This is a genomic window from Collimonas sp. GW821-FHT02H07, assembly GCF_059421505.1.
Map to the genome: position 1 here is coordinate 14,245 of NZ_JBWKVC010000017.1, position 19,248 is coordinate 33,492.

15 protein-coding genes are annotated in these 19,248 nt (G+C 60.2%); 3 read left to right on the top strand and 12 right to left on the bottom strand.

Annotated elements, in window-relative coordinates; translation table 11 throughout:
- Positions 1–15: 15 nt before the first annotated feature.
- From AC07V8_RS21880 to AC07V8_RS21905, 6 genes are all read right to left on the bottom strand, one after another.
- A complete protein-coding gene (locus AC07V8_RS21880; RefSeq protein WP_494680518.1) occupies positions 16–786 on the bottom strand; it encodes a lysophospholipid acyltransferase family protein in 771 nt (256 codons plus the stop codon).
- A complete protein-coding gene (locus AC07V8_RS21885) occupies positions 783–2,072 on the bottom strand; it encodes a dihydroorotase (RefSeq protein WP_494680519.1) in 1,290 nt (429 codons plus the stop codon). The genes AC07V8_RS21880 and AC07V8_RS21885 overlap by 4 nt, the downstream gene beginning before the upstream one ends.
- A 61-nt stretch (positions 2,073–2,133) precedes the next feature.
- Entirely contained in the window at positions 2,134–3,093 is a 960-nt protein-coding gene (locus AC07V8_RS21890) for an aspartate carbamoyltransferase catalytic subunit (RefSeq protein ID WP_211444841.1), read from the bottom strand.
- Positions 3,086–3,607, bottom strand: a complete 522-nt coding sequence (gene pyrR, locus AC07V8_RS21895; protein WP_211444840.1) for a bifunctional pyr operon transcriptional regulator/uracil phosphoribosyltransferase PyrR — start codon at positions 3,605–3,607, stop codon at positions 3,086–3,088. The genes AC07V8_RS21890 and pyrR overlap by 8 nt, the downstream gene beginning before the upstream one ends.
- Positions 3,608–3,635: 28 nt before the next feature.
- Positions 3,636–4,034, bottom strand: a complete 399-nt coding sequence (gene ruvX / locus AC07V8_RS21900; RefSeq protein WP_494680520.1) for a Holliday junction resolvase RuvX — start codon at positions 4,032–4,034, stop codon at positions 3,636–3,638.
- 30 nt (positions 4,035–4,064) lie between these two features.
- Positions 4,065–4,730: a YqgE/AlgH family protein gene (locus tag AC07V8_RS21905; RefSeq protein WP_494680521.1), complete on the bottom strand. Its 666-nt coding sequence runs from the start codon at positions 4,728–4,730 to the stop codon at positions 4,065–4,067.
- A gap of 114 nt (positions 4,731–4,844) precedes the next feature.
- On the opposite strand from AC07V8_RS21905, the gene AC07V8_RS21910 reads away from it, so the two are divergent.
- A complete protein-coding gene (locus tag AC07V8_RS21910; protein ID WP_494680522.1) occupies positions 4,845–6,332 on the top strand; it encodes a cryptochrome/photolyase family protein in 1,488 nt (495 codons plus the stop codon).
- 66 nt (positions 6,333–6,398) lie between these two features.
- On the opposite strand, the gene AC07V8_RS21915 is transcribed toward AC07V8_RS21910, so the two are convergent.
- The 6 genes from AC07V8_RS21915 to AC07V8_RS21940 form a co-directional block, all read right to left on the bottom strand.
- A complete protein-coding gene (locus AC07V8_RS21915; protein WP_494680523.1) occupies positions 6,399–12,395 on the bottom strand; it encodes a hybrid sensor histidine kinase/response regulator in 5,997 nt (1,998 codons plus the stop codon).
- A 163-nt stretch (positions 12,396–12,558) separates the two neighbouring features.
- Positions 12,559–14,946, bottom strand: a complete 2,388-nt coding sequence (locus tag AC07V8_RS21920; protein WP_494680524.1) for a methyl-accepting chemotaxis protein — start codon at positions 14,944–14,946, stop codon at positions 12,559–12,561.
- Positions 14,947–15,013: 67 nt separating this feature from the next.
- Entirely contained in the window at positions 15,014–15,610 is a 597-nt protein-coding gene (locus tag AC07V8_RS21925; protein ID WP_098495499.1) for a chemotaxis protein CheW, read from the bottom strand.
- Between the two features lie 56 nt (positions 15,611–15,666).
- The gene (locus AC07V8_RS21930; protein WP_038485766.1) at positions 15,667–16,032 is read right to left on the bottom strand and encodes a response regulator; all 366 of its coding nucleotides are present in this window, start codon (positions 16,030–16,032) and stop codon (positions 15,667–15,669) included.
- A 70-nt stretch (positions 16,033–16,102) separates the two neighbouring features.
- Complete coding sequence (locus AC07V8_RS21935; protein WP_211444835.1) at positions 16,103–16,519, bottom strand: response regulator; 417 nt, start codon at positions 16,517–16,519, stop codon at positions 16,103–16,105.
- Positions 16,520–16,680: 161 nt separating this feature from the next.
- Complete coding sequence (locus AC07V8_RS21940; RefSeq protein ID WP_098497522.1) at positions 16,681–16,833, bottom strand: rubredoxin; 153 nt, start codon at positions 16,831–16,833, stop codon at positions 16,681–16,683.
- Between the two features lie 107 nt (positions 16,834–16,940).
- On the opposite strand from AC07V8_RS21940, the gene thiD reads away from it, so the two are divergent.
- Together thiD and hemL are read left to right on the top strand one after the other, a co-directional pair.
- On the top strand, positions 16,941–17,798 hold the full coding sequence (thiD, locus tag AC07V8_RS21945; RefSeq protein WP_494680525.1) for a bifunctional hydroxymethylpyrimidine kinase/phosphomethylpyrimidine kinase: 858 nt from the start codon (positions 16,941–16,943) through the stop codon (positions 17,796–17,798).
- A gap of 115 nt (positions 17,799–17,913) precedes the next feature.
- Positions 17,914–19,197 carry a glutamate-1-semialdehyde 2,1-aminomutase gene (gene hemL, locus AC07V8_RS21950; protein ID WP_494680526.1) on the top strand — a complete coding sequence of 428 codons (1,284 nt, stop codon included), beginning with the start codon at positions 17,914–17,916 and terminating at the stop codon, positions 19,195–19,197.
- Positions 19,198–19,248: the final 51 nt, after the last annotated feature.

Sequence of the window (19,248 nt, forward strand, 5' to 3'; positions counted from 1 at the left end):
GAAGCGGAAACTGCATCATGCCGCGGCGCTGACCTGCTCGGCCTGAGGCTGTTCCAACGCATCGGCAATCAAGGCCTGCGCAGTAGCAGCCAGCTGCCGCCGGTGTGCGCCTGCTGTTTCGATCGGCGCCAGCTGGATCAGCTCGGCTTTCATCGGCTCCCCCTGCAAGATCGCGATCATGCTCTGCGCGAAAGTCATGTCGCCGATAAAATCCGCCGCCGGATGCAGCGCTCCTCGCGCATCCAGGTAGCGCAGCGCATATGGCTGCACCGGCACCTTGGCATCCAGCGCGGCTTCAAACAGGTTGGCATGAAACGGCAGCAATGCGCCTTGCGCTGCGGTGGTGCCTTCCGGGAAGAAGGCCACCCGCTCGCCGGCCTGGATGCTGGTGACCAGCCCCTGGAATATGCGCCGCACGTCGCGCTGCTTGCCGCGCGCGATAAAGATGGTGCCGCCCTTCTCGCATAGCCAGCCAAGCAGCGGCCAGTCGCGGATGTCGGATTTACCGACGAAACTGCAGGTCTGGATCGAGTTGATGACGAAAATATCGAGCCAGGATACGTGATTGGCGACAATCAGCGCCCGCACTGCGGCGACGCTGTCGCCGGGATTGCGCAAGGCGACGTCTACCTGGCAGATCGCCAGCAATTCGACCGACCATTGGCGGATGCGCCAGCGCCGGCCGGTGGCGTCGGCAAACGGAAACACTACCGCACAAGTCCACAGGCCGATCACCAGATGCAGCAGCACGCGCGTCAGGCGCCAGGCAAATTGCAGCCGCTTCATACGCGTTCGAATGTGATGTGTCCGGCCACGATCGTGGTCTTGACGCGTCCACTGAGTTCATACCCGAGGAATGGCGTGTGCTTGCCCTGGCTGGCCAGTTCTTTGGCGGCGACGGTCCAGCGCACCGCCGGATCGAACAGGCAGATATCGGCGATGCTGCCGACGGTCAGCTGGCCCGCAGGCAAGCCAGCCACGCGCGCAGCGTCGGTAGTGATTTTTGCCAGCGCGCGGCTGAGGCGCTGTGGCGCCGCGTCGACGCATTCGTCGGCCCATTTCAAGGCCAGCGACAGCAGTAGCTCCAACCCGGTGGCGCCGGGCGTCGCTTCGCCAAACGGCAGCAGTTTCTCATCGTCGTCGACTGGTGTGTGATCCGAGCAGATGGCATCGATGGTGCCGTCCAGCAGCGCCTGGCGGATCGCATCACGGTCACGCTGCGAACGGAATGGCGGCGTCATACGGGCATTTGAATCGAAAAAACCGATGTCGACATCCGTCATGTGGATGTGGTGGGCGCCGACGTCGCAGCTGATCGGCAGGCCTTCTTTCTTGGCATTGCGTATCAGTTCCAAGCCTTCGGCGGAAGAAATCCGGCACAGGTGCACGCGTGCGCCGGTGGAGCGCACCAGCTCGAAAATGGTCTGCAGCCGTATGGTCTCGGCCATGGTCGGCACGCCGGACAGGCCGAGCCGCGAAGCGATCGGGCCGCTGTGGGCGATGCCGCCGGCGCCGAGATAAGGATCTTGCGGACGCAGCCAGACGGTGTACGAAAAGGTGCGCGCATATTGCAGCGCGCGCAGCAGCACCGTGGTATCCAGTATCGGCTCTTCGGCCTGGGCGAAGCCGATGCAGCCGGCGTCGGTCAGCTCGGCCATCTCGGTCAGTTCCTGCCCCTTCAGCCCGACAGTCAGCGCGCCGAGCGGATAGACATGCGCCTGGTTCAGGCTCTTGGCGCGGTGCTTCAGCATTTCCACCAGGCCCGGTTCATCCAGCACCGGATCGGTATCCGGCGGGCAGACCAGGCTGGTGACGCCACCCTGCATCGCTGCCTGCATTTCCGATTCCAGCGTCGCCTTGTATTCATAGCCTGGCTCACGCAGGCGCGCGCTCAGGTCCACCAGGCCGGGCGTCACCACCAGGCCGCTGGCGTCGATGGTTTTGTTGGCGGTGAAATCGGCAGGAGCGCTGCCGACGCCGACGATCTTGCCGGCGGCGATAAACAGATCTTGCAGAGCATCGATATGGTTTGCGGGGTCGATCAGACGGCCGTTTTTGATGTGAAGTTTCATCTGTAGATGTTTTGGCGATTCTATAATTATTTATCTGGATTCAGGCTGGTGGCGCGTGGCTTCAATTTCCTGCCAAGATACTCATCACCGCCATCCGCACCGCGATGCCGAAGGTCACCTGCGGCAGGATCACCGCTTGCGCGCCGTCAGCCACCGCCGAGTCGATCTCGACGCCGCGGTTCATCGGCCCCGGATGCATCACGATCGCATCCGGCTTGGCCAGCGCCAGCCGTTCCGGCGTCAGGCCGTAGCTCTTGAAAAACTCCTGTGCCGACGGCAGCAGCGCGCCGCTCATGCGTTCATTCTGCAAGCGCAGCATGATGATGACGTCGACGCCTTTCAGGCCTTCATTCATGTCGGTGAATACCCGCACGCCCATTTGCTCCAGGCCGCTCGGCAGCAAGGTGCGCGGCCCGATGGCGCGCACTTCCGGCACGCCCAGCGTGGTCAGGCCGTGGATGTCGGAACGCGCCACCCGGCTGTGCAGGATGTCGCCGACAATCGCCACCGTCAGGTTGCTGAAATCCTTTTTGTAGTGGCGGATGGTGTACATGTCCAGCAGACCCTGGGTCGGATGGGCATGACGGCCGTCGCCGGCATTCACCACGTGTACGTGGTGCTGCTTGGTGTCGGTCAGATGCTTGGCGATCAGGTAAGGCGCGCCGGATTGCGAGTGGCGCACCACAAACATGTCGGCGTGCATGGCAGACAGATTGTCGATGGTGTCCAGCAGCGATTCGCCCTTGCTGGCGCTGGAGGCGGAGATGTTCAGGTTGATGACGTCGGCCGACAGACGCTTGGAAGCAATCTCAAACGTGGTGCGGGTGCGGGTCGAATTTTCAAAGAACAGGTTGAACACGCTTTTGCCGCGCATCAGCGGCACCTTCTTGACATCGCGGTCGCTGACGCCGACAAAGGAGGAAGCCGTATCCAGGATGTGCGTGACAACGGAAGTCGGCAAGCCCTCGATCGTCAGCAGATGCTGCAGTTCGCCGTTTTTATTGAGTTGAGGATTAAGCATTGGGTTGGATGTCTAAAGTGAAGCTGCCGTCGTCGGCGCGTTGAAGTTGTAGGGACTGGCCAGGCTGCAAGGTGACTGCATCGGCGACAAAATCCGCCGCCACCGGCAAATCGCGTTCGCCGCGGTCGATCAGCGCCGCCAGCATGATCTTTGCCGGGCGGCCGTAGTCGAACAGTTCGTTGATGGCGGCGCGCGTGGTGCGGCCGGTGTACAGCACGTCGTCCACCAGCAGGATGGTGGCGCCGTTGACGTCGAACGGAATCTGGGTCGGCTTGATATCGGTGCGCAAGCCTTTTTCGGAAAAATCGTCGCGATAGAAGGAGACGTCGATAAAGCCGAGCCGCTGCGCCGGATTCAGGTGCAAGGCCGCCACCAGGCGTTCGGCGATCCAGGCGCCGCCGGAATAGATGCCGATGACCGCCACATTGTCGGTCTGCGCCAGCGCGGCTTTCACTTTTGCCTCAAGCACCAGGTACAGTGCTTCGGCATCGAATTGGGGGGTGATAGTAGTCATTGCGTCTTCATCACAAAATCGAACAGGATCATTCAGATAAATCGTCAAAATACTGCTGCAAGATAATCGCGGCGGCCTGGTCGTCGATCACTTCTCCGCGCTGCTGCTTGATCACCGCCGACGAGTAACGCTCATCCACCAGCACTGTGGCGACCGCATAGCGGCCGTGCAGCTGATTGGCAAAACGCTGGCAGCGCGCGCTCATTTCATGCTCGGCGCCATCCGGATGCAGCGGCAGGCCGACCACGCACAGCACCGGTTGCCACTCCTTGATCAGCAGCGCGATTTCGGCGAACTTGCCGTCATTGGTCGCAGCGCTGATGACTTGCAAGGGTTGCGCCTGCTTCAACAGGGTATTGCCGACGGCCACGCCGATGCGCTTCAGGCCGAAATCGAAACCAAGCACCGTGCCTGTCAAACCGCGCATGCCAGGCTCCCGCGCATATTGCCGTTCAACTCACGCACGACCGGATTCCGAAGTCAGCATATACGGCGAAATACCCAGCAGATTGACAGCGGCGGCAAAACGCTCGGCGACCGGCAGGTCGAAAATGATCGCCGGATCGGCGGCCACCGTCAGCCAGCCGTTATGCACGATTTCACTTTCCAGCTGACCGGCGCTCCAACCCGAACAGCCCAGGCTAACCAGGATGCGCTGCGGTCCGCCACCTTGGGCAACCTCTTCCAGCACATCCTTGGAAGTCGTCATGGCGACCTGTTCCGTCACTTTCAGCGTCGATGAATAGCTCTTGCCCGGCGTATGCAGCACAAAGCCGCGCTCAACCTGGACCGGGCCGCCGAACATCACCGGCCGCTCGCCGATCGGATCGTCAAAGCCCAGTTCCGGATTGATTTCCAGCTTCAGGTCGATACGCTCGAACAGCAGCTGCATGGTCATATCGGTAGGCTTATTGATCACTACGCCAAGGGCGCCGTTGGCATTATGCTCACATAAATACACCACGGTTCCGCCAAAAACCGGATCCAGCATGGAGGGCATTGCAATAAGGAAATGATTTGTCAGATTCAAAGAGGGAGAATCCGGGTCGCCCGACGCCTTCGCAGCACCTTTGCGCGCGGGAGAATCGTCCGGAGTTGTATCTAGCTTGGCCATGGGCCGCATTTTATCAGTTTTAAACCGGCGCAAGCCGCTTTGCGTAGTGTTGCTTCTCGGGTAAAGTCGCTCGCAAGCCCGCCTCGGCGCTACCTCACGCGAATTTTTATATAGACCGCCTCCATGCCCCAGTTTGAAAAATCCCTGGTCTGGTTTCGCCGCGACTTACGCGCATTCGACCACGCCGCCCTGTATCACGCCTTAAAGGCCAGCAGGGCCGTGTTCTGCGTGTTCGTCTTCGACACCGACATCCTGCAGCCTTTGCTGGATGCCGGCCTGACTGCTGATCGTCGCGTCGAATTCATCCGCGACAGCATCGTCGAACTGGATCGGGAACTGCGCAAGCTAGGCGGCGGCCTGATCGTGCGCCACGGCGCCGCTGCCGATGCGGTCCCGGCGCTGGTTGCCCAGTTGGGCGTCGATGCCGTGTTCAGCAACCACGATTACGAACAGCAGGCTCGGCAACGCGATGCCAAGATCGCAAGCATCCTGGCCGCTGCCGGCCGCAGCTGGCACAGCTTCAAGGATCAGGTGATTTTTGAGCAGGACGAAATCCTTACTCTGTCAGGCCGGCCGTTTTCAGTATTCACGCCTTACAAGAATGCCTGGATGAAGAGACTGGCTGCGGCAGATGGACCTTTCCTCCTGAAGCCCTACCCGATCGAAAAGTACGCAGCGCGGCTGACGCCGCCTGCTCCGGAGCATGGCAGGATACCTGGCTTGGCCGAGCTCGGCTTCCAGGAAACCAATCTGCGCGCCTTGAAAATCACGCCTGGCATGTCCGGCGCAGCCAGTCTGCTGGAAGACTTCCTGCAGCGCATCGGCCAATACGAAGACACTCGCAATTTCCCCGCGGTCAAAGGGCCATCCTATCTCTCAGTGCATCTGCGTTTCGGCACCATATCGATCCGCACTCTGGCCCGCGCCGCTTATCAAGTCCTGCATCAGGGCGCCTCCGCCAGCGGCGCTGCGGCATGGCTGTCGGAACTGGTGTGGCGCGATTTTTATTTCATGATCCTGTACCACCATCCACATGTCGCACAACGCGCGTTCAAGCCGGACTACGACGCCATCCCGTGGGAAAGCGGCCCGCATGCGCAGGCGTTGTTCCAGGCCTGGTGCGCCGGCCGCACCGGTTATCCGCTGGTGGATGCGGCGATGCTGCAGCTCAAACAGAGTGGTTACATGCATAACCGCCTGCGCATGCTGGTTGCGTCTTTCCTGATCAAAGACCTGGGCGTCGACTGGCGTTGGGGAGAACGCTACTTTGCCGAGCAGCTCAATGATTTCGACCTGGCCGCCAACAATGGCGGCTGGCAGTGGGCGGCGTCGTCCGGCTGCGATGCACAGCCTTATTTCCGCATCTTCAATCCCGTCACGCAATCCGAGAAATTCGATGCGGAGGGTAAATTCATCCGCCGCTACCTGCCCCAGCTAGCCGGTCTCGGCAACAGGCATATCCACGCGCCATGGCTGGCGCCGGCAAAAGACTTGCAGGATGCCGGCATCCGCCTGGGAGAAAATTATCCCCTGCCGCTGGTGCGGCACGATGAGGCGCGCAAGCTGACCTTGCAGCGTTATGCGGCGGTGAGGAAGATGACTGAAGAGTGAGGAGAAAGCAACGAGGAGGAATTGCAGAGGCTGGTGAAAATCGTTCTTCCACCAGCCTCCGTAATGTTATTGCAGGGTGTTTGTTTCTTTTTTGATGAACGACTTGATGTTGCTGATCAGCTCATCTTCCTGGTACGGCTTGCCCAGATACTCGTTGACGCCCAGTTCCATCGCATAGCTGCGATGCTTGGACGCAGTACGCGAGGTAATCATGATGATCGGAATATGGCGGGTCCGATCGTCATTGCGGATATTGCGGGTCAAGTCGAAGCCGTCCATGCGCGGCATTTCGATGTCCACCAGCATCACGTCCGGAGTAATCGCCTGCAGTTGCTCCAGCGCATCGACGCCGTCTTTCGCCAGCACTACCTGGTAGCCTTCGCGCGACAGCAGACGCTGGGTCACCCGGCGCACGGTCAAGGAATCGTCGACCACCATCACCACGCTCTGGCTGCGCAAGCCTTGCACTGCCTGTGCCACAGGCGGCGCTGCCGATTCAGGAGCGGCGCTCATCTCAGCCACGGCGCCCATGACGTCGTGGGTAGCGAGATGCGACTGGCGCGGGGCGCGATGTTCGTGCGCCGAACGCTGCAGTTGCAACTGCATCAAAGGCACCGGATTCAGGATCAGCACGATATCGCCGGAACCCAGCACCGTGGCGCCGGCAATCCCGATCATCCGTGACAGTTGCGGGCCGATATTCTTGACCACGACTTCTCGGTTGCCGACGATTTCGTCGACATGCAAGGCTACCCGGTCATTACCGCTGCGCAAAATGATGATCGGCGAATACTGCTGCGCCACCGGCACCATCTCCGCATCACCCAGCAGGGTCGACAGATATTGCAAGGGCACCTTGTGTCCCTGCCACATCAGCATGCCATCGTTATAAGCGGCGGCCAAAGCCTTTGCCTTCAACTGCTGCACCTGTTCCACCAGCGCCGAAGGCACGGCATAGGTACTGCCGCCGGTGGTCAGCAGCACCACCTGGGTAACCGCCAGGGTCAGCGGCAAGTGAATCGTGAAATGCGTGCCATGGCCAGGATCGCTGGTCACCGCAACGCGGCCCCCCAGCGATGCCGCTTCCGAGCGCACCACGTCCATGCCGACACCGCGTCCGGCCAGTTCCGTGACATCAGCCGCGGTGGAAAATCCGGGGCGGAAGATCAGGTCGGTGGTTTCCAGGTCAGACAGCTGCTCATCGTTTTCCAGCAGACCGACGGAGCGCGCCTTGTCGCGAATGCGCGGCAGGTTCAGGCCCTGGCCGTCATCCGACAGCTGAATCAGGATTTCATTACCGTCCTGACGGATTTCAATTTTCAGTTCGCCGGTTTCATTCTTGCCGGCAGCACGCCGTGCTTCCCGCGATTCGATCCCGTGCACAATGGCGTTACGCAGCAAATGCTCGAACGGGGCGATCATCTTTTCCAGCACGCTACGGTCGATTTCCACATGGCTGCCGCGGATATCCAGGTTGACGCGCTTGTCCAGTTCCTTGGCGACCTGGCGTGTCAGCCGGTACAGACGCTCGCCGATACTGGCAAACTGCACCATTCGCACATGCATCAGGTCCTGTTGCAGATCGCGCGTCAGCCGGCGTTGCGTCAGCAAGTCGACGTTGGCGCCTTCGACCGTGTTGGTCAGATTCTTCTGCAGCGAGGCGACGTCGTTGACGCTCTCCGCCATCATCCGTGTCAGTTCCTGCAGCCGGGTGAAGCGGTCGAATTCGAGCGGGTCGAATTCGCGCTCGCCGGCCAGGGTCATGCGCGAACTGATCTGCGCTTCAGCCTGGATCTCGATCTCACGCAGCTGGCCGCGCAAGCGGTCAACGTTTTCCGTCAATTCAGACAAGGACAGCTGCAAGGTGCCAATGCCGGATTCAAGCCGTGAACGGGTGATCGATACTTCACCGGCCTGGTTCACCAGCCGGTCGAGAATATCCGCGTTGACGCGCACCTGCGACACCAGGCCGCTGGTGCTGGCCAGCGCCGGCGCCACCACGCCCGCCGCCAGCGATGGCATAACGCTCGGCAAGTTGACCGGTGCATGCGCCTGCGCCGCCGCCTCTGCTGCGAGTGGCGCAGCAGGAGCGACAGGCTGCGCCGCTTGCGGATTGCGCAGATTATCAAACATCTGTACGCCGCGGTCATAGTGCGCCAGCAACTCGTCGACCGTATGGCGCGACGAACTACCTGATTGCAGGATCACCTCGATATGGCTTTCCATCTCGTGCATGTGCTGGCCAAGCACCATCGCGCCGGCCATGCGGGCGCTGCCCTTGATAGTGTGCAGATGGCGCAGGATAGCCTGCGGCACCGGATGCGCGCTGGTCGTGCCGACCGGGTTTTCCTGCCAGCTGCGCAAGGCGCTGCCGATCTGCGGCAGCATGTCGCTGCCCTCTTCCAGGAAGATCGGCAGCAAGTCTGGATCCAGCTCATCGCGCACCGCCAGCAAAGGATCGATATCTTCCTTCGGCGCTTCGAACAGGTGTGGCACTTCCGCCACCGCTGCCGGTTGATGCGGAGTCACGGCAGCAATCGCGATCGGCTGCACGTGCAATACTTCATCCCAGTTGTCGGCAGCTTCGGTTACGGCTGCGATCGGGGTCACAGGAACCTCGGCCAGTTGCGGCGCGATTTCTGCGGCTATCGATTCAAGCTCGATGGCAGGCGCAACGATTTCCTGCGCCGGCGCTTCATCGCTGCCTTCTATTTCCGGCAACTCTTCCACTTCATGCGCGCGCGACTCTTGTCGCTGCCACAAACTGTCCAGGCTGCTCACCAGCGCCGGCTCGTAATACGGCATGTCGCCTTGGGTGAATTGCTGCAGCATCCACTTGGCGCGCTCGACGCTCAATTGCAAGATATCGTAGTCGGCGCCGTGCAGGCTGCCTGGCTGCAACGCCATGCGCTGCAAAGCCATTTCCAGCGCATGCGCGACTTCCTGCAATGGCTTGAAACCTACCGTGGCGGAACTGCCTGCCAGCGAATGGGCGGCGTGCACCGACTGCGTCATCACCGGCCGTTCAGGCTCATGCCGCCACTCGGCAAAATCATGCGCCAGGTGACGCACCAGCTGGTCGGTCTCGGCCAGATAGATGTTGTACAGCGGCAGGCTGATGGTCAGGTCGCCAATCTGCTTGGTGCTGTCGTCATGCCGGATTTCCTGCATGCCTGGAAAAGCGATAACCTCGGCGCTGACAGGTACCTCCCGCAAGGCGGCGACCGGCGCCGCTTCAGCCAGCGGCTGCTCATGCATTTCCGCTGCCGGGGTCAGTTCTTCTTCAACGCCGGCTTCGTGCACCGTGCTGTGAATGGAGACGACGGTTTCCGTGTGCTCGGCGTGGGTGACGCCGAACAAGGCCAGGTCGTCGTCACTCAGCTGGATTTCCTCGGCTTGCGCCGGCATCTCCGGCAAATCGCTCAGTTCCACGGTTTCGCTTGCGGCTTCGGCCTGTATCGGGGCGGCGACTGCCGGAGCGGCGAAAGCACCGCCCTCGCGCACAGTCTTGGCAATTCCAGCCAATGCATGCGGCGTCCGGTCCGAGTGTCCGTCCAGGTGGATTTCCCTGACCCAGCCATCCAGCTCGGTCACGGCATGATCCAGCAGAGCGCTCAGGTCGGCGCTTACCGCGCGCGATTCCGACAGCCACAGATTCAATACCTGTTCGATGCTCCAGGCCGCTTCGCCGAAAGCATTCAAGCCGATCATCCGGCCGCTGCCTTTGAGCGTATGGAAAGCGCGGCGCAGCACCGTCAGCGGTTCTTGCTTATGCGGCGCGCCGTGCAGTTGCAGAAGGGCTTGCCTGGCGTTAGTCAGGACCTCTTCTGCTTCGGACAAAAAAATCTCACGCAGTTCGGCATCGGCCTCCTCGTCGGTCACCGTCGCCACCGCCGCTACGGGCAGCGTCGCTTCCGCCGCATGCATCGGCACGATGGTGGTCACGATGTCCGCCAGCGATTGCTGTGACGCCGAGAAATCCGGATGGTCGAGAATATCGATCGCAGCCTGGGCGCGGTCGGTCGCTTCCGGATTGTCGCTCAGGGCAGCATCAACCCGCATCTGCACCAGCGATTCTTTCAGTCTTTCCTGCAGTTTCGGATCGTGCGGCTGGGCTGTCAGCGAGAGCGCCAGTTCGGCCGATTGCTGCTGGTGCTGCAGCAGCTCATCTTCCACGGTTGCCAGTTCAGGCAGCGTTGGCAGACTGTCGCCGGCGGCGCTTGCTGCCGCTGGATGATGGTCGCTGACTGTCGACGACACCACCGGATCTGGCTGCGGCGCGGCAACCATCGCGCGCCGCTCCAGCAGATTGATGCGGAATACGCCGGCCTCTTCATCGAAAGTGAAGTGGTTGTTTTGCGCATCCGACTGATGCTGCAGCGTTTCAATGAAAAAGCTCAGCGCACCGATGTTTTGCGCAATCCGTTCAAATTCTTTTTGTTCCGGCGCTTCAGGCAACAGCTCGCCACCCTCGGCGGCAAAACGTTTCAAGGTGCTGCGCGTGTGCTCGACCACGCGGATGGCATCGCTCTGGTCCTGGATCGCCAGCGCGCCCTGGATCTGGTGCAGCACTTGTTCGATCTGGGTCAGTACTTCACGCCGCTCTGGTTCCTTGAAGAACTCATCCAGCATTTTTTCAACCTGGCGCAAGCTCGACAGCATTTCCGAAGCCAGCATCTTGACGGTCTGGCGCTGTTGCGCTTCGCGATAGATGTCGTCGATCCACTGTGCCGGCTTGCCCAAGGTCTCGCCTGAGACCACGGCCAGCAGGCGCGCAGTCATGGCATCGGCACGCTCGGAGAAATTCTGCGGCAGACGGCTGATGTGGTTCAGCGTATTTTCAATAAACAGCAGGCTGGTGGCGATTTCCATGCAGATCGCGTCACCCGGCCGCGAATGCGCGGCGTGGCGCGCGATGCCGTTCAGTTCGCGCAGCAGCTTGGACAAAGACGGCGCGTTGAGCTGGCTGCCGGCTTCGCTGAGGCCGTGCATTTCTTTTTCAAACGCGGCAGCCGGGCCGGCGTCGCCGCTGGCCAGACGGTCCCACATGTTCTTCGCTTGCCCCAGGCGCTCCTTGGCAGCGCCCAATGCGTCCAGGCTGATCTGGCCGTAGTGGCGGGTGCTGTAGTCGGTCGGCACCAGGCCATTGAGACGGTAGGCCGCGCGAATCTGGGTGGTCAGCTTGGAGGCGTTTTCAATCCCGGCGATAAAGAACAAGGCATCGCGCAACAGCCTTTCCGAAATGCTGGACGAGCCCTGGCTGAGGCGACGCAGTTGCAGGTTGATGCGGGCGAACAGCTGCTTGACATACAGTTCGTTGGAAATCTGCGCTGTCGCAACCGCTTCGGAGAAGCCGTGCATGACCCACCAGAAGGCCCGCGCCTGTTGGTTGCGCTGGGTCTGTTCGACTTCGCCGACCACTACTTGCATGACGCCGGCATTTTCCAGTTCAATCGCCTTGTCGGCGCTTTTCAGGAACGGCAGCAGCGCCCGCTCAAAGCGCTTGCGCAAAGGCAGATAGGCTTCAGCCTCGATCGCCACGGCATGATCCGCTGCCGGGAAATGCGGGCGGATTGTCAGGTCTGGGAAAAACAGGTCGGCCGGATGGATTCTTTCAGCGCCGCGGATTTCCAGCAGCGCCTGGTAATAGGGGAACAAACGTACCGGCTGGTGGCTGCCGCCGGCCAGCACTTCGTCCAGGTATTCGATCAAAGCCTGATAGGCGTTGCCGATAGTCTGCACGTGCTGCGCGCTCAGTTCGGCCTGGCCGGATTCGGCGCGCTCGAGCAGGTCTTCAACGGTTTCTGTGATGATGATGACGCCGTCGATGTCGACCATTTGCAGGGCGCCGTGCGCCTGGTGCAGATAGGTCTTGGCATGACGGATGGCGGTCGAATGATCGTCGCCGGCCTGCTGCTTGCCGCTGATTTGCAACAAGGCATTGCCGGACTGGTTCAGCGCCTCGCGAATTTCGCTCATCACCCATGACAATGGTCCGGTATCAAGATGAGTCCGCGTTGAATCTTGCAAATGCGCCGCGGAACTGGAAAAATCGGTGGTCATGACTGCCTCATGGGTTCAGGGTATGGTCAAACGAGTTGACCATGATGCATATCGGCCAAAACATCACCCATGATTGCGGCAGTAGCAGCGCAAACCCGGGCAAGCCTTGGCCGATACCGCGCTTGCTGACCTGACGGCAGGTCGGCAAGCGCAGGACTACACATTAATTGGTGACGCGGAAACGCGATACCGAACTCTTCAAATCTTCTGCCAGCTTCGACAGTTCGCGAATCGACAGCGCCGTCTGGCGTGTACCTTCCCGCGTCTTTTCCGTCACCGAAAGAATGTTCTGAATGTTGGTAGCCACGCCGTTTGCAGAATTAGCTTGCTGCTCGGTAGTAGAGGAAATGCTTTGAATCAGTTCCGCCAGGCGGTTCGAAACGCGCCGGATGTCCGACAGCGCAGCACCGGCCGCATCTGACAGCTTGGCACCCTCGACCACCCCTTGCGTCGAACGTTCCATCGCCACCACCGCATCGTGGGTGTCGGTCTGAATGGTACGCACCAGCGCGCCGATCTGCTTGGTCGCCGCGCCGGAGCGTTCCGCCAGGCGCTGAACTTCTTCCGCAACCACCGAGAATCCGCGTCCGGCTTCACCTGCGGAAGCCGCCTGGATCGCCGCATTCAGCGCCAGCACGTTGGTCTGTTCGGTAATGTCGGAAATCAGTTCGGTGATTTCACCAATTTCCTGGGACGATTCACCCAGCCGCTTGATGCGCTTGGAGGTTTCCTGGATGTGTTCGCGAATTTCGTTCATGCCTGAAATCGCGTTTTCCACCGCCTTGGAACCTTCTTCCGCCGCACTAACCGACTGCCGCGCCACTTCAGCTGATTCACTAGCCGATTTGGAAACGTCGGTAATCTGGGTCGCCATGTCGAGAACCGCTTGCGTGGTCTCCTGAATATCGCGCGACTGCCGTTGCGATGCCGCCAGCAGTTCGATCGAAATGCTTTGCGCCTGGTCTGACGCCACGGTAACCTGCTGCGCCGTTGCGGTAACCCGTCCGACCAGTCCACGCAACTCTTCCACCGTATAGTTAACCGAGTCGGCGATCGCGCCGGTAATGTCTTCCGACACCGTCGCCTGCACTGTCAAGTCACCGTCCGCCACTTCCTGCAATTCATTCATCAGGCGCAAAATCGCGGCCTGGTTCTGGTCGTTGGCGTTACTTGCGTCTTCTTCCTGCTTGATCGCCTGCAGACGCTGTTCTTCCGCTTCCATCCGGCGTACGTCAGCTTCGTGGGTACGGTGACGACCGTCCTGCACCTGCACCCAGGCAATCGCGGCAGCCGCCAGCAGGGTCGCAAAGGCCGACAGCAGCATCAGCCAGAACCAGATGCTTTGCGTATCCTGTGCGGTACGATAGGTATCCTGCAGCACGCCCAGGCGTTGCTTGAGATTTTCGTTCTCGGTAAAGATCAATTGCTCGGACTGCTTGGCAGAAACGAAGTTCTGCATATTGCCCAGAATCGATGCAACCGACTCCTGGTATTCGGCAAAGCTCTTTTCCAGTTCGGTTAGCTTGCTGCGTTCTTCTTCGTTCTTGCTGGCCGGCAGGCGCAATACATCGCTGCCGTTCAGGAAGCCGCTGACGATGTCGCGGAAAGTGTTGGTATCCTTGCCCAGCAAGAACGCCGTTTCCGGGTTCACACCTTCAGAAGTCAGGAATTCATTGGCGCTGCGGCCCAGACGCTGGGTCAACATGACCAGCTGCGAGGACGCCGCGATTTCGCGCGGGGTGGCTCCGGTCTGGGTCTTCAGGGTCGCGATCTGTTCCGACAGGTCGAGCAGGTTAGGCGAGATGCCGTTCAGTTTTTGCAGGGTTACGCCGAAGCTGGTCAATTCCTTTTGCAGCTTCAGGATGGTGTCCGCGGCCTTGTCGGTATTCGACCAGATCTTGTTGACGTCGGTCAGCTTGGAATCCATGGCGGCGCTCGGGGCACTGATATCGTGTCCCTTGAAATCGCCGCCTTTCGACAGGATGCCCAAATCCTGGTTGAATTCCTTGCGGCTGTCGGCCAGCTGCTTGAACGCCTCGGCATTACCCTGAATCGCATTCGGCGTCGCCTTACCGATACGCTGCGAGTGCATCAGCGCGTCGCCGGCGATCTGGGTCTGGGTCGAGCTCATCGTGGAACTCTTGGCGTTCAACCACAAGAACAAGATAGTCAGCAGCAAACCTGCACCGAGCATGATCAGCAACAGGCGGACCTGCTTTTGCTGTGGCAGTTTGCCGATCAATGGCAACGGCCGCGCATCCGGACTGGCGAGTTCGACAGCAGCGCCTGTGAAAGCAGTAGCCGGGGCAACTGCCGCGACAACTTCCGGCGTAGCGGCAAAGCTTGGCGCCGCTGCCGGCTCAGGCCTGTAAACAGGGGCTGGCGCAGCAAGCGGCGCCACGATAGGCGCCGGTGGCGGCTCAGGGATGAAACGTTCTTCCATGACAGTCTGTTCAGGATCGTGCATCAGCGCGTCCTGCATGAAACGATCGCCAGCCTCGCCTTGCTCTTCCTTGGCCGCCTTGGATAAAGACGGTAGTTTGAATGCCATTACAGAATCTCCTAATTGCCAATACGCTGCCACCGGACACCGCTGTTGTTGCAACGGCGCCTGGGACTCATAAACCTACTTGTAAAAAACGAGGGTCGTGCAAGATTTGGGCCATGCTCAGCTCGGTCCAGACCTGGGAATCGCTGTCCAGATAGCGCCGGGCGCCAGTCTGGTCCAGCGGATCAGGGGCTTGCAGGGTCATTTGAGCGACGTTGCGCAAGCCCATAACACGGGAAACCAGCAAGCCGCTGTTGAAAGAAAATGTCGGCGCGAAAGCGACAATCCGACATTCCTTGTCAATTTGCGTCAATCCCTGTCCCTGAAAGCGTGCAAAATCGATCACGCTGATCAGCGTGCCGCGGACATTGCTCAGGCCCAGATACCAGTCGTGGGTCAGCGGCACCCGCGAAATCTGGTCGACGGCGACGATTTCGCCGGCCTCTTGCAGATTCAACAACCACCGGCTCGATCCGATCAATAAGCCAAGCTGGCTTTCCTGCGCCTCGCTGCCGCTGCGGGCAGCCTGCATCCGCTCCAGCAAGTGCGACTGAAATTCGCGCAGCCGGCTGCGGCGCGAGTCGGCGTCAAGCGCGACCTTATTGACAGGCTGCAGCGGTGACGATGGCGGCAATTCCGCCGTCAGAGGCGAGGTTGATTGGGTCATATTGATTGTGTACTGATGCCGTAGGTCAAACTTTAAATTCCAACTTCCGTACTCGATTAACCGAGCGCAGCGATTTTAGCCAGCAGTTCCTTCGGATCGATAGGCTTCACAAGGTAGTCGCGCGCGCCCTGGCGCAAGCCCCAGATACGGTCGGTTTCCAGGCCCTTGCTGCTGCAGATGATGATAGGAATATCCTTGGTGTCGTCGTCGCGCGTAATCGAGCGCGTCACCTGGAAGCCGTTCTGGCCAGGCATCACCACATCCATCAGGATCAGTTGCGGCTTGTCGGCCTTGATCTTGTCGAGGATGCCTTCGCCGTTTTCGGAAGTCGACACGGAGTAGCCGGCCTTCGCCAGGATATCGGTCAGGAAATAACGCTCGGTTGGGGAGTCGTCGACAATGAGAATTTTTTGTATGGCCATTTTCAACCTTTATTTACTTCAGTTACGCAAATTACTTACGTCAGTTATTTAATCGTTCAACCGCTGCGGCTCATGCCACAGCCGGTACGGCACCGTCCGCAGTCTGGGTATGCTGGCGCACCGCCTTCAGCAGACTGTCCTTGGTGAACGGCTTGGTGAGGTACTCATCTGAACCAACCATGGCGCCGCGCGCACGGTCAAACAGGCCGTCCTTGGACGACAGCATGACCACCGGCGTTGCATGGAATTTGGCGCTCTTTTTGATCAGGGCGCAGGTCTGATAGCCGTCCAGCCGAGGCATCAGGATGTCGCAAAAAATCAGCGCAGGCTTATGATCGTTGACTTTCGCCAAGGCATCGAAGCCATCTTCGGCCAGTACTACCTGATAACCGGCCTGGCTCAGGAAAATCTCCGCAGAACGACGAATCGTGCTGCTATCGTCAATCACCATTACCTTCAGGTTGACGCCGCCAAGTGATGTTGTCATGAAATCGTCTCATTCAATCCAAATAAATCTACGGCGTCACTGTAACAAAGAAAGACATTCCTTAGGACAATGTTTTATATACAGAAGCCGGTAAAGTTCAATTTATTTTGTAACTGAGAACGATATCTTAATCTTCCTGCAATAAAAAAGAGGGAATTAGCTTAAATGGCAACCATTTCGAAATCTTCCTTGCGCGCGCCGCATTCCGGACAAGTCCAGTTCATCGGCACGTCATCCCACAGGGTGCCCGCAGCGATGCCTTCTTCCGGCAAACCGGCCTCTTCGTCATAGACCCAGCCGCAAATCAGGCACATCCAGGTTTTGTATTCAGGCTTCGATGTTGCGTTGCTTTCGTTATTGCTCACGGCAGTGACCCTTCAATCAAGTAAAATGCAAAGTCGGATATCTTAATCTACCCGCCGTGCAAAACCAAACTTCTCCCCTTATATTGACCTTCGGCGTGGCCGACCCAGTCGGCGCCGCCGGCATCCAGGCAGACCTGGCCACCTTTTCAGCGATGGGCTGCCATGGCCTGTCTGTCATCACGTCGATACTGATCGGCGACACCGCCCGCATCGAAGACACCCAGCAGATCGATGCAGACTGGGTTGCCGACCAGGCCCGCGTGCTGCTCGAAGACATGCCGGTGGCCGCCTTCAAGGTCGGCGCCGTCGGCAGCATCGAGAGCGTTTCGGTGATTGCCGAGATTGTCTCCGACTATCCGGAAATCCCGCTGATTCTAGACCCTTTTCTATCGGCCATGCCGGATCAGGGACAAGATAGCGAGGACTTGCTGACCGCCATCCGTGAACTACTGATTCCGCAAACCACCGTCATGGTGCTGTCGGCGGTGGAGTTGGCGCGGCTGGCGGAAACCTGGCGCGAACAGTCGTCGGAAGACATGCTGAGCATCGACGCGATGCGCGTCATCGAACTCGGCTGCGAATATCTGTTCGTGACCGGCACCCCGACTCCCGCCGCCGAAATCGGCAACACCCTGTTCAGCGAAAGCGGCGTGGTGCGGCAGGATACCTGGCCGCGCGTCTCCGGCTCTTTCAGCGGCGCCGGCACCACTTTGTCGGCGGCGATCGCAGCCATGCTGGCCAACGGCCTGGACGTGCCGGAAGCGGTTTCCGAAGCCCAGGAATTCACCTTGGCTGCAGTCACCGCAGCGCAACGGCTGGGGATGGGCCGGCTGATACCGGACCGCTATTTTTGGGCCCGCGAAGAGGGACTGGAGCGCGAAACGAAGGACGAGGACGGCGCCGGCGGTTCCTGATTTTTCACCTGTTTCAGGCAGCCGGAGAGGCGGCAATTCAAGCGCTCCCCGGCATTCGATTCTTTTATTTCAACAGCTGGAGACAGAGTGAATCTGTCTCGCAATGAATAGACTTATGACTTCCAATAACGACACCTTGTTCGCCCGCGCTCAACTGACCACTCCCGGCGGCGTCAATTCGCCGGTGCGCGCCTTCCGTTCGGTGGGCGGTACGCCGCGCTTCATCACGCGCGCCGAAGGCCCTTATTTCTGGGATGCCGACGACCGCCGCTACATCGACTACATCGGTTCCTGGGGTCCGGCGATTGTCGGCCACGCCCATCCGGTCGTGATCAAGGCAGTGCAGGACGCCGCTGCCCGCGGCCTCAGCTTTGGCGCGCCAACCCAGGGCGAAATCGAAATCGCCGAAGAAATCTGCAAGCTGGTGCCGTCGATCGAACAGGTGCGCCTGGTGTCCAGCGGCACCGAAGCGACCATGAGCGCGCTGCGCCTGGCGCGCGGCGCCACCGGCCGCGACAAGATCGTCAAGTTCGAAGGCTGCTATCACGGCCACGCCGATTCGCTGCTGGTCAAGGCCGGCAGCGGCTTGCTGACCTTCGGCAATCCGACTTCGGCCGGCGTGCCGGAAGATTTCGTCAAGCACACGCTGGTGCTCGACTACAACAATTGCGAACAGCTGGAACAGGCTTTCAAGGACATGGGCGACCAGATCGCCTGCGTCATCGTCGAGCCGGTCGCCGGCAACATGAACCTGGTGCGGGCGACGCCGGAATTCCTGCAAACCATGCGCCGCCTGTGCACGCAATACGGCACCGTGCTGATTTTCGATGAAGTCATGTGCGGCTTCCGTGTGGCGCTGGGCGGCGCGCAAGCGCTGTACAACATCAAGCCCGACATCACCGCGCTGGGCAAGGTCATCGGCGGCGGCTTGCCGGTGGCGGCCTTCGGCGGCCGCGCCGACCTGATGAAGCACATGGCGCCGCTCGGTTCGGTGTACCAGGCCGGCACGCTGTCCGGCAATCCGGTGGCGGTAGCGGCGGGCATGAGCACCCTCAAGCTGATCCAGGAACCGGATTTCTACACCAGGCTGACGGCGCAAACCGCCAAGCTGGTGCAGGGCTTGAGCGGCGCCGCCAAGGAGGCCGGCGTCACATTCTGTGGCGACGCCATCGGCGGCATGTTCGGCCTGTATTTTGCGGCAGAGGTGCCTGGCACTTACGCCGCGGTGATGGCTTCCAACAAGGACTTGTTCAACAAGTTCTTCCACGCCATGCTGGATGCCGGCGTCTACCTGGCGCCGTCTGCCTTTGAAGCCGGCTTCGTGTCGGCGCAGCATGACGACGCCACCATAGACGCCACCATCGCAGCTGCCCGCGGCGCCTTTGCGCAACTGGCGTAGGGTGGGCCCCTGTGCCCACGCGGCACGCCGATCATTCGAGGAGCGGGTTCA

Coding starts and splice junctions, on each gene's coding strand:
- AC07V8_RS21880 (WP_494680518.1), bottom strand. CDS start 786: ATGAAGCGGCTGCAATTTGCCTGGCGCCTGACGCGCGTGCTGCTGCAT.
- AC07V8_RS21885 (WP_494680519.1), bottom strand. CDS start 2,072: ATGAAACTTCACATCAAAAACGGCCGTCTGATCGACCCCGCAAACCAT.
- AC07V8_RS21890 (WP_211444841.1), bottom strand. CDS start 3,093: ATGCTTAATCCTCAACTCAATAAAAACGGCGAACTGCAGCATCTGCTG.
- pyrR (WP_211444840.1), bottom strand. CDS start 3,607: ATGACTACTATCACCCCCCAATTCGATGCCGAAGCACTGTACCTGGTG.
- ruvX (WP_494680520.1), bottom strand. CDS start 4,034: ATGCGCGGTTTGACAGGCACGGTGCTTGGTTTCGATTTCGGCCTGAAG.
- AC07V8_RS21905 (WP_494680521.1), bottom strand. CDS start 4,730: ATGCGGCCCATGGCCAAGCTAGATACAACTCCGGACGATTCTCCCGCG.
- AC07V8_RS21910 (WP_494680522.1), top strand. CDS start 4,845: ATGCCCCAGTTTGAAAAATCCCTGGTCTGGTTTCGCCGCGACTTACGC.
- AC07V8_RS21915 (WP_494680523.1), bottom strand. CDS start 12,395: ATGACCACCGATTTTTCCAGTTCCGCGGCGCATTTGCAAGATTCAACG.
- AC07V8_RS21920 (WP_494680524.1), bottom strand. CDS start 14,946: ATGGCATTCAAACTACCGTCTTTATCCAAGGCGGCCAAGGAAGAGCAA.
- AC07V8_RS21925 (WP_098495499.1), bottom strand. CDS start 15,610: ATGACCCAATCAACCTCGCCTCTGACGGCGGAATTGCCGCCATCGTCA.
- AC07V8_RS21930 (WP_038485766.1), bottom strand. CDS start 16,032: ATGGCCATACAAAAAATTCTCATTGTCGACGACTCCCCAACCGAGCGT.
- AC07V8_RS21935 (WP_211444835.1), bottom strand. CDS start 16,519: ATGACAACATCACTTGGCGGCGTCAACCTGAAGGTAATGGTGATTGAC.
- AC07V8_RS21940 (WP_098497522.1), bottom strand. CDS start 16,833: ATGTGCCTGATTTGCGGCTGGGTCTATGACGAAGAGGCCGGTTTGCCG.
- hemL (WP_494680526.1), top strand. CDS start 17,914: ATGACTTCCAATAACGACACCTTGTTCGCCCGCGCTCAACTGACCACT.